10 protein-coding genes are annotated in these 9,505 nt (G+C 71.5%); 5 read left to right on the top strand and 5 right to left on the bottom strand.

Annotated elements, in window-relative coordinates; genetic code table 11:
• From BCY76_RS07950 to BCY76_RS19160, 4 genes are all read right to left on the bottom strand, one after another.
• Nucleotides 1–647 (bottom strand): methyltransferase domain-containing protein (locus BCY76_RS07950; protein WP_139827681.1); only part of this gene is annotated, 647 nt, incomplete at its 3' end.
• The gene (locus tag BCY76_RS07945) at nucleotides 590–1,699 is read right to left on the bottom strand and encodes a glycosyltransferase family 4 protein (protein WP_070161974.1); all 1,110 of its coding nucleotides are present in this window, start codon (nucleotides 1,697–1,699) and stop codon (nucleotides 590–592) included. The genes BCY76_RS07945 and BCY76_RS07950, both read right to left, overlap by 58 nt.
• Nucleotides 1,696–2,106 carry a 6-pyruvoyl trahydropterin synthase family protein gene (locus BCY76_RS07940; protein WP_083277734.1) on the bottom strand — a complete coding sequence of 137 codons (411 nt, stop codon included), beginning with the start codon at nucleotides 2,104–2,106 and terminating at the stop codon, nucleotides 1,696–1,698. Before BCY76_RS07940 ends, BCY76_RS07945 begins: the two co-directional genes overlap by 4 nt.
• 172 nt (nucleotides 2,107–2,278) lie before the next feature.
• Nucleotides 2,279–2,488 carry a hypothetical protein gene (locus BCY76_RS19160; protein ID WP_237090043.1) on the bottom strand — a complete coding sequence of 70 codons (210 nt, stop codon included), beginning with the start codon at nucleotides 2,486–2,488 and terminating at the stop codon, nucleotides 2,279–2,281.
• A gap of 808 nt (nucleotides 2,489–3,296) precedes the next feature.
• Between BCY76_RS19160 and BCY76_RS17520 the strand changes: the two genes are divergently transcribed.
• Nucleotides 3,297–4,109: a CDP-alcohol phosphatidyltransferase family protein gene (locus BCY76_RS17520; RefSeq protein WP_139827680.1), complete on the top strand. Its 813-nt coding sequence runs from the start codon at nucleotides 3,297–3,299 to the stop codon at nucleotides 4,107–4,109.
• A 36-nt stretch (nucleotides 4,110–4,145) separates the two neighbouring features.
• The gene (locus BCY76_RS07925; RefSeq protein ID WP_085437492.1) at nucleotides 4,146–5,270 is read left to right on the top strand and encodes a glycosyltransferase; all 1,125 of its coding nucleotides are present in this window, start codon (nucleotides 4,146–4,148) and stop codon (nucleotides 5,268–5,270) included.
• Between the two features lie 55 nt (nucleotides 5,271–5,325).
• Here BCY76_RS07925 and BCY76_RS07920 read toward each other — a convergent pair whose 3' ends face one another.
• The gene (locus BCY76_RS07920; RefSeq protein WP_237090042.1) at nucleotides 5,326–6,087 is read right to left on the bottom strand and encodes a M23 family metallopeptidase; all 762 of its coding nucleotides are present in this window, start codon (nucleotides 6,085–6,087) and stop codon (nucleotides 5,326–5,328) included.
• 507 nt (nucleotides 6,088–6,594) lie between these two features.
• On the opposite strand from BCY76_RS07920, the gene rpsB reads away from it, so the two are divergent.
• The 3 genes from rpsB to pyrH all read left to right on the top strand — a co-directional run bounded on the left by rpsB (nucleotide 6,595) and on the right by pyrH (nucleotide 9,500).
• Entirely contained in the window at nucleotides 6,595–7,449 is an 855-nt protein-coding gene (gene rpsB / locus BCY76_RS07915) for a 30S ribosomal protein S2 (protein WP_070161981.1), read from the top strand.
• 142 nt (nucleotides 7,450–7,591) lie between these two features.
• A complete protein-coding gene (gene tsf, locus BCY76_RS07910) occupies nucleotides 7,592–8,434 on the top strand; it encodes a translation elongation factor Ts (RefSeq protein ID WP_070161983.1) in 843 nt (280 codons plus the stop codon).
• A 298-nt stretch (nucleotides 8,435–8,732) separates the two neighbouring features.
• Nucleotides 8,733–9,500, top strand: coding sequence for a UMP kinase (pyrH, locus tag BCY76_RS07905; RefSeq protein ID WP_070161985.1), 768 nt, complete (start codon nucleotides 8,733–8,735; stop codon nucleotides 9,498–9,500).
• The last annotated feature ends 5 nt before the right edge of the window (nucleotides 9,501–9,505 follow it).

Genomic DNA, 9,505 nt, shown 5'->3' with positions numbered 1-9,505 from the left:
GGGCCGAGCCGCCAGGGGGTCTCCCAGGTGCGCACCGGAGTCCCCTGGCCGCGGGCGGCCTCCGTCAGGACGGCGACGGCGTCGGGCCCGCAGCGGCCGCCGCGTCGTTGGTGGCAGTTGAAGGCTTCGGTGACCAGTCCGTCCTCGGGGTGCCCGGGGTCCGCCGTCATCCGGCCGGTCACGGTGAGGGCGACGAGCAGGGGAGCGCCGCGCCGGATGCAGGTGTGCACCAGCTCCTGGACCTGGGAGGGGGTGAGCAGGTCCAGCAGTGCGGAGGCGATCGTCAGGGTGTGCCCGGCGGCGCCGTCCAGCGCGGCGTCGAGGTCGGCGACGTCGGCTTCACGCGTCTCCACCGGACCCGTCGCACCCCGCGCAGCAAGACGTTCGGCGGTGTCGGCGAGCAGGTCGGGGTCATGGTCCAGCAGGAGCCAGCCCGGATCGCCGGACAGCAGGGGCAGCAGCCACCGGCCGCCGGCCCCTGTGCCGCAGCCGACGTCGACCACCGTGGTGGGACGCAGCTCGGCCAGCAGGGCGGCCACCTCTGGGCGTGTGGGCTCCCGGGCGGCGGCGTCGGCGGCTTCGCGGAGGCTCAGCCATTCGGCAGAGATCCGATCAGCCGATGCCAGTGGTTCGCGGTCTTCTCCCATGTGGGCAGACTATCGGCTCGGGTGCGGGCAGCCTCGGCCCACCGGCCGCGCAGGCTGGGATCCTCCATCCAACGGCGCAGACGCAGGGCCCACTGCTCGGGCCGGGCGGGGTCCGCGACATCGCCGGCGGCGCCGAGCGCCTCCACTGCGCCGGTACCGGCGGAGACGATCCCGGGCACGCCGTGGGCGCAGGCCTCGACCACCACCATCCCGTAGGTCTCGGCCCAGGAGGGCAGCAGCACCAGGTCGGTGTCCTCCCACAGGGCCTTCATCTGCCCTGGAGTGAGGGCACCGTGGTGGATCACCCGGCCGGGCAGGCGGCGTCGCAGCACCGTCAGCACGTGGGAGCCGTGGTCCGTCTCGCCGCCGGGGCCCGCCACCTGGAGGACCCAGGGCTGGTCGAGCAGGCTCCCGAGGGCCTCGGCGAGCAGGAGATGGTTCTTCCGCGGCGTCAGGGAGGCCGCCACGGTGAGCCGCCACGGCCCGTCGTCCCCGAAAGCCCGGGTGGTGCGCCTCTGCGGCGCATCGGCAGGGTCCGCCCCGGGGACTACGACGTCGACGTCGTCCCGTCCGTGACGTCGGTGCAGGTCTTCGGCGGCCCACTGACTGGTGGTCACCACCCGGGCGGCGGAGGTCACCGCTCGCTGCTCGGCCGCCGACTGATCGGAAGGCGCCGGCCCCGGGACCTGGGCGGGTTCCGTTCCGGGGCGTTCGTGCTCGGCCTCCAGCGGCAGGTGGATCAGCAGGATGTCGGCGACGGGGCGCGCCTGACCGTCCGGGTCCGGGCTGAACAGCTCCGGTGCGGCGGAGCCGATGAGACCGTCCACCACCACGGCCGCGTCGGGGTGCTGAGTCCGTCGGGCGGCGAGGGTGGTTCTCAGTGCCGCGCGGCTGTCCTCGTCCGGGGAGGGCCAGGCGCCGGGGATGCGCAGAACCTCGGTGGGCAGGCCGAGGCGGTCCAGGCCGGCGATGACCCGTGCGTTGTACAGGGAGCCTCCGCTGGGGCCGGGCAGATCCGGCTCGACCCAGATCAGTCGGTCCGGAGGAGTCACAGCTCGATCCGCACGGAGGCGCTGGCCCGCGGGTTCTCCTCGGCCTCGACCTCGATGGCGGTCAGCCCGTGGTCGGCCGGCAGCACCTGGGCCAGCTGCTGGGCCAGGTAGGCGATGATCACCTCGGTGGTGCTGAGCTTGTTCTCGAAGGCGGGGTGTTCGTCCAGGTTCTGGTGCCGCAGGGGATCCAGGACGCCGGAGAGCAGCTCGGCGGCGGCTCCGATGTCCATGACCACCCCGTGCGGATCCAGCCCGGGGCGTTCGAAGGTCGCCCGGATGTGCAGGGTCGCTCCGTGCAGGTTCTGGGCGGGCCCGAAGAACGGGTCCGCCAGGCTGTGGGCGATCATCAGGTGGTCGTCCACGGTGAGGCGGAAACGGGTCATCGACGGCGTGCTCGTGGTGCTCATGGGTGCTCCTGTCGTGTCGGCGTCTGGCGGCGTCTGGCGGCGGGTGGGCGCGGGAGGCGCTGGCTCTCATCGGTGGTCCACCACGTGGCAGATGGTCCCTGCCCAGCTGGGTCGCCGTAGGCCAGGGCATCCATGACCTGTGGGAGGTCCTCCAGGGGAGAGCGTCCCGTGATCAGGCGTCGAAGCGATCGTCAAGCAGGGACAGCCCCAGGCGCAGGCGTGCGCGGCGGTCCCGACGCAGCCGGCGCGGCTGAGCCACCTCGCCCACCTGGGAGGCGATGATCCGCAGCCGGCGGGCGTGGAAGTCGCCTCCCAGCGGAATCTGCGGACGCTCGTCGCCGTACCAGGACTGCTCGATGATCAGCGCGTCGTCGCCGGCCACACGCAGCGCCTCGGCAAGGCCCGCGGCGGTGGCGGAGGAGTGCAGGACGACGTCGCTGTCGGTGCGGCCGCCCCGGGAGCGACGGCGTGCAGTCCCAGGCGTCGATGAGCTGCCGCCGGTCCTCGTCGACGACGACGACCTCGAGCCGTTCCAGGGGGATCCTGTGCGCCAGCAGGGCGGTGCTCAGGCCGATCATGCCGCCGCCGATCACCGTGACCCGGTCGCCCAGACTGATGCCGGCCTCCCAGAGGGCGTTCAGGGCGGTCTCCGCGGCTCCGGCCAGCAGGGCCCGCTCCGCGGAGCAGCCGTCCGGCAGTGGGTGGCAGTCCTGGGCGGGGACGACCACGTGGTCCCGGTGGCCGGCCAGGGTGAACACCGTCCGTCCGCGGAGAGCCGCAGCGTCGGGTCCTTCTCCGTCACGGACGATGCCGACGTTCAGGTACCCGTGGCTGACCGGATGGGGCAGCTCGCCCAGCTGATGCGGAGCGCACATGATCCCGGCCACATCGTCGGGGACCATGCCCCGGTGGACCAGGCTCTCCGTGCCGCGCGAGATCCCGGACAGGAGAGTCTCCACCAGGACCTCGCTGGGGCCCGGTGTGGGCACGGGGGCGCTGACGACCTCACCCCGCCCGGGGGCGGTCGTCCAGTACTGGCGGCTGCGCAGGGCGCCGGACGGCGAGGTGCCGGGGCTCTGGTGCAGTTCCTCCATGGTCGTATCCTGCCACGTCAGCGGGGGCGGAGGACATGGCCGCCGCGGGGCGAGCCCCTGAGATGTGCGGAGGCGGCCGGGCCTATGATCGCTGGCATGGATCATCGCCGTCGGCCTGTGCTCGGCACCCTCGCCGTCCTGCTGGCAGCGGCGCTGCTGCTGCTCGCCCTCCTGGGGCTCGGCGATCACCTGGCGGCGGCTCTCACGGCCGGATTCTCCCGCGGGCCCGACGGCGGCCCCGTGGCCCATGAGGGATTCGGCGGCCTCGCCGTGGGGGCGGGGCTGCTGGCCTTCGCCGGGTGCCAGCTGCACGCGGTCCGTGGGGCCGGGGGATTCCGTGCCGCCGATGCGGTCACCCTGCTGCGTTCGGGGCTGTTGGGCATCTTCGCCGCCGGGGTGGTCGCAGCGTCCGGTGACCTCCCGGTGCCCACCGGCGTCGGTCTCCCGCTTCCGCTGATCCTGCTGGCCGGGGTGATCCTCCTCATGGACGGGCTCGACGGCGCGGTGGCCCGGGCCGGGGCGGGAGGAACGTCGGCCGGAGCCCGGTACGACGAGACCACTGATGCTGTGGTGCTGATGGTGCTCGCGCTGGCCGCCGCGCTCGCCGTCGGATGGTGGGCCGCACTTCTGGGTCTGCTGCGGCCCGGCTTCGCCCTGGGCGCTCGGATCCGACCGGCCTGGCGTCGCCCGTTGCCGGACTCCCGACGACGGAAGGTGCTGGGCATGGCACCGGGGATCCTGGTGCTGGCCGCACTGGCGCCGTGGCACCTGACTCCGTGGCACCTGGGGGAGGTGGAGTTCCCGCTGGAGCTGCTGCTGCGGGCCCTTCCGGTGGCGTTGGGCCTGGCCCTGGTGACGTTCTCCTTCGGTGTGGACATCCGCACACTGGAACGCCCCGCCGAGGAATGACGGTGCAGGAGGGGAGGACCGCGTCGGGTTGGCACAATGGCACCTGTGCTGCGACTCTTCTTCGACGCCCGATACACCCGCACCCGGGTCCACGACGGGATCTCCCGCTTCTCCGCCTCTCTGGTCGAGGCGGTCGCCGACCGGGCGGACGTCACCATGCTCATCAGCGATCCCGCGCAGCTGCGCCTGCTGCCCGCGGGGGTGCCCTGGCTGCGGATCAGCGCCCCCACCTCGGCGGCCGAGCCGTGGGTCGCCCGGCAGATCAACCCGCACCGTCCCGACGTCGTCTTCTCCCCGATGCAGACCATGGGCGGCTGGGGTCGGCGCTATCCGCTGATCCTCACGCTGCACGACCTCATCTACTACGAGCACCGCACGCCTCCCCGGGACCTGCCCGCTCCCATCCGCATGGGCTGGAGGCTGTACCACCTCAGTCCGTGGCCGCAGCGGCTCGTGCTGGACCAAGCGGACGCCGTCGCCACCGTCTCCGAGACGACGCGCGGGCTCATGCGCGCCCACCGGCTCACTCGCCGGCCGATAGAGGTCATTCCGAACGCGCCGCAACCGGTCCAGCGGCCGCGCGACCCGCACGTCGCACCGGTCCGGCAGCTGGTCTACATGGGATCCTTCATGGACTACAAGAACGTCGAGGGGGTGATCCGCGGGCTGCGTGGCCTGCCGGACCACACCCTGCACCTGTGCAGCCCGATCGACGACCGTCGCCGGGCGGAGCTGGTGGACCTCGCGCCGCGGGAGGACCAGCTGATCTTCCACGACGGGATCTCCGAGTCTGGGTACCGGCAGCTGCTCCGGGAGTCCGCGGCCCTGGTGACGCTGTCCCGCGCGGAGGGCTACGGCCTGCCCGTCATCGAGGCGATGGCTCAGGGGACGCCCACGGTGGTCTCGGATCTGCCGATCTTCCGGGAGATCGTCGGGCAGGCGGGCGCAGGACATGGGGCGCAGTGTGTGGACCCGGATCACCCGGAGGCCTTCGCCGCCGCCGTCCGCCGGCTGCACGAGCCCGGGGTCTTCGCCGCCGCTTCCCGGGCGGCCCGCGCCAGGAGCCTCGACTTCAGCTGGGAGGACTCGGCTGATCGGCTCGGTGCGCCTGGCCGACGGCCTCGCGCAGCGTGGCGACGACGGAGCGATCCCTGGGACTGAGCCGCCGGGCGCCGTGCCGAGACGGAGCGGAGACGGCGCTGAGACGGAGCGGCCCTCATCCCGCCTCCAGCGGCAGGAGCACGGAAGGCTCCAGGTCGCCCAGGAGCATCAGCGGGTTGATGTACTCCCCCTGGAGCCGCACGCCCCAGTGCAGGCATCGACGGTCGCAGTGGTGGCCTCCGTCGGCGTAGGTTCCCAGCTCCGCGACGACGTCGCCGGCCGCCACGGTGTCGCCCACGGCGAGCTCCGACGGGGCCGGCTCGAAGGAGCTCACCAGACCGCCGCCGTGGTCCAGGGTCAGCACCTCCCGGTCGACCACCACACCGGTGAATCTCACCACGCCGTCGGCGGGGGCTCGGACGTCGCCTGATGCGGCCGCCAGGTCCACGCCTCGGTGTCCGGCCGCCCAGGGAGAGGGCGGCGCGGCGAAGGGACGGATCACCTCCAGGGCTCCGCTGAGGGGAGGGCGCCAGGCCCCTGGGGTGGACGGCCCCGCCCCACCGGGGCCCTCCGAGATCCGTGACACGGGTGCGACGGGCTCCGTCGGGGCGGCTGTGGCCGAGGGCGCCGGACCGCCGGCGCCGATCAGGCGAAGCAGCAGCACCACGATCAGCACGGCTCCCGCACGCGGCGGCGTGGTCAGCGGCGAGACGAGTTCGACCGGTTGGCATGCGGCCGCCGGGCCGCTCGGCATGCTCCGGGAGACTGTGGCGCCGGTGGGAGGGAGAGGCGCACGGACCTCCGCAGTGCCGGCCGGCAGGCGGCTCGAGAGGTCTGCTGAGGGGATGCCGGAGCGGCGAGTGGGGTGCTGATCCATGGCGCCATGCTGCCCGCTCGCCGGTCTCTCGGAACGGCCGCGGCCACCCTTGTGGAGGGGCCGGCGTGTCACCGCGGTCACCCGTCGTGCTGTGGAGGACTGCGCGCCGGGGGATGCGATCCGTCTGTAGTACACTGATCCCCAGCAGTTGACGCTGACGTTCTATCGCCCTGCCCACTTCTGGGACTTTCCCGTCATGGAATCCGGGAGGGACGAGCGCCCGCAGACGCTGACTACGCGCAGAGCCTGCCTCCTTCGCGTCGCCTGGGGCGTCGCAGGGAGGGTGATCCGCTCGGTCCGCATCGGATGGCCCCTCCAGGGCCGACCCGTCATGGGTCCGGTGCGGTCGGATCCACGATCCTCGCATCCCTGCTCTGCCAGGAGCCCCGGAGAACGGGGTGGCACGACCCGACCAACCGAAAAGAACCAGCCGGTGCTGCACGCACCTGTTCCGATCCTGATGATCGGTCGACCGCGTGTTCGAAGCCCGGCATCGAAAGGAACACCATGCCTGTCGTCACCATGCGCCAGCTCCTGGACTCCGGTGTGCACTTCGGCCACCAGACCCGCCGCTGGAACCCGAAGATGAAGCGCTACATCTTCACCGAGCGCAACGGCATCTACATCATCGACCTGCAGCAGTCGCTGTCCTACATCGACCGCGCGTTCGACTTCATCAAGCAGACCGTCGCCCACGGCGGCTCCATCCTGTTCGTCGGCACCAAGAAGCAGGCGCAGGAGGCCATCGCCGAGCAGGCGACCCGCGTCGGCCAGCCCTACGTGAACCACCGCTGGCTGGGCGGCATGCTCACCAACTTCGCCACGGTCTCCAAGCGCGTCCAGCGCATGAAGGAGCTCGAGGAGATCGACTTCGACGACGTCGCCGGCTCCGGCCACACCAAGAAGGAGCTGCTGCTGCTCAGCCGCGAGCTGGACAAGCTGCAGGCCAACCTGGGCGGCATCCGCAACCTCACCAAGACGCCGTCGGCGGTGTGGGTCGTGGACACCAAGAAGGAGCACCTGGCCGTGGACGAGGCCCGCAAGCTGGGCATCCCGGTCATCGCCATCCTGGACACCAACTGCGACCCGGACGAGGTCGACTACCCGATCCCGGGCAACGACGACGCCATCCGCTCCGTCGACCTGCTCACCCGTGTGGTCGCCGACGCTGTCGCCGAGGGCCTCATCGCCCGCGAGGAGAAGCGCGGCGGGGGCTCCGGCGCCGCCGCCGAGCCGATGGCCGAGTGGGAGCGCGAGCTGCTCGAGCAGCACGCCGCCGAGAAGGCCGGCCAGACCGAGGGCGAGGCCGCCGAGGCCCCGGCCGAGGCTGCCGCCGAGGCACCCGCCGAGAACGCCGAGTAAGACTCTCGTCGCGTCAGCTCCTCACGCTCGTCACCTGGGCTTCGCCGTCCAGGTGGCGGGCGTGAGGGCTGTGCAGAGTGCACTTTCATCGATCTGATCCGATTCATCGATCCCCATCGAACCCCAACGGAGGACGGGACTTATGGCGAACTACACCGCCGCTGACATCAAGGCACTGCGCGAGCGCACCGGCGCCGGCATGATGGACGTCAAGAAGGCACTGGACGAGGCCGACGGCAACTTCGACAAGGCCATCGAGGCCATCCGCATCAAGGGCCTCAAGGGCGCCGCCAAGCGCGAGGGCCGCTCGGCCGCCGAGGGCCTGGTGCTGGCGAAGGTCGTCGACGGCACCACCGGCTACCTGCTCGAGGTCAACGCCGAGACCGACTTCGTCGCCAAGTCCGACAAGTTCGTGGGCCTGGCCGAGAAGGTCCTCGAGGTGGCCGTGGCCAACGGCCTCGGCGACGTCGAAGCCCTCCTGGAGGCTGACGTCGACGGCAAGAAGGTCTCCGACTTCGTGACCGAGGAGGGCGCAGCCGTGCTCGGCGAGAAGATCGTCGTCCGCCGTCTGGCCAAGGTCGAGGGCGCCTACGTGGACGCCTACCTGCACAAGACCTCCAAGGACCTGCCGGCCCAGGTCGGCGTGCTCTTCGCGGTGGACTCCGACTCCGAGGCGGCCCAGACCGCCGCGCACGACGTGGCCGTCCACGCCGCCGCCATCGTGCCGCAGTTCCTCACCCGTGACGAGGTCCCGGCTGAGACCGTGGAGAACGAGCGTCGCATCGCCGAGGAGACCGCCCGCGCGGAGAACAAGCCGGAGCAGGCCCTGCCGAAGATCATCGAGGGTCGCACCAACGCGTACTTCAAGGAGCACGTCCTGGTCGACCAGCCGTTCGCCAAGGACCCGAAGCAGTCCGTCGCCCAGGTCCTTGAGGCCGCCGGCGCCGGCGCGACCGCTTTCGCCCGCTTCCGGGTCGGCAACTGACGCCTCGCACTCCACGCACCCCGACCCCGTCGTCGGGTGCTCGTCTCGGACCGTGCTCATGCCTACAATGAGGCAGAGCACATGATCTGAGACGTCAGGGGGTGGCCACGCACACGCGGTGGTCACCCCCTTTCCATGCCCGGAACCCGACCACATCCGTACGACGCCGACCCCTCGTCCCTGCCGTCTTCTCGCCCACACCGTCTTCTCGCCGCCCGCCGCCGATCCTGTCTGCAGCACCGAGCATCGCTGGAGCGGCCCGGCGGACGGGCTGAGCCCCGAAAGGACTCTGACGCCGATGACCACACAGCCTGCCGTCCCCGTCTCCGCCCAGTCCACCGACCTCGAGCTCCCCGAGGGGGTCGAGCGTCGTCGAGTGCTCCTGAAACTCTCCGGGGAGGTCTTCGGCGGCGGCAGCGTCGGCGTCGACCCGGCCACCGTGCGAGGGATCGCCGAGCAGATCGCCGCAGTCGGCGGCAAGGTGGAGGTCTCCGTCGTCGTCGGCGGGGGCAACTTCTTCCGGGGTGCCGAGCTCTCCAAGGCGGGGATGGACCGGGCGCGCGCCGACTACATGGGCATGCTCGGCACCGTGATGAACTGCCTGGCCCTGCAGGACTTCCTCGAGCAGGCCGGACAGCCGACCCGCGTCCAGACCGCCATCACCATGGGCCAGGTCGCCGAGTCCTACATCCCGCTGCGGGCGATCCGCCACATGGAGAAGGGCCGTGTGGTGGTCTTCGGTGCGGGAGCCGGGATGCCGTACTTCTCCACGGACACCGTCTGCGCCCAGCGTGCCCTGGAGGTCGGAGCGGACATGGTGCTCATGGCGAAGTCCGGAGTAGACGGCGTCTACACCTCGGACCCGAAGACCAACGACGACGCCGAGAAGTTGGACCACCTGACCTACACGGATGCGCTGCGGCGCAACATCCGAGTCATGGACCAGACCGCGATGACCATGTGCAACGACAACGAGCTGCCCATGCGGGTGTTCGGCATGGAGGGCGACGGCAACGTCACCCGCGCGCTGCTGGGAGACGAGATCGGCACCCTGGTGACCACCTGAGCGAG

It is taken from the genome of Nesterenkonia sp. PF2B19, from assembly GCF_001758425.2.
GTDB lineage: Bacteria > Actinomycetota > Actinomycetes > Actinomycetales > Micrococcaceae > Nesterenkonia > Nesterenkonia aethiopica.
This window is presented reverse-complemented; position numbering and strand designations above follow the sequence as displayed.

Bases quoted from the DNA above. Each gene is read 5' to 3' on its own strand.
- pyrH (WP_070161985.1), top strand. From the start codon at position 8,733: ATGACCACACAGCCTGCCGTCCCCGTCTCCGCCCAGTCCACCGACCTC.
- BCY76_RS07940 (WP_083277734.1), bottom strand. From the start codon at position 2,106: ATGAGCACCACGAGCACGCCGTCGATGACCCGTTTCCGCCTCACCGTG.
- BCY76_RS17520 (WP_139827680.1), top strand. From the start codon at position 3,297: ATGGATCATCGCCGTCGGCCTGTGCTCGGCACCCTCGCCGTCCTGCTG.
- BCY76_RS07925 (WP_085437492.1), top strand. From the start codon at position 4,146: ATGGCACCTGTGCTGCGACTCTTCTTCGACGCCCGATACACCCGCACC.
- tsf (WP_070161983.1), top strand. From the start codon at position 7,592: ATGGCGAACTACACCGCCGCTGACATCAAGGCACTGCGCGAGCGCACC.
- rpsB (WP_070161981.1), top strand. From the start codon at position 6,595: ATGCCTGTCGTCACCATGCGCCAGCTCCTGGACTCCGGTGTGCACTTC.
- BCY76_RS07920 (WP_237090042.1), bottom strand. From the start codon at position 6,087: ATGGATCAGCACCCCACTCGCCGCTCCGGCATCCCCTCAGCAGACCTC.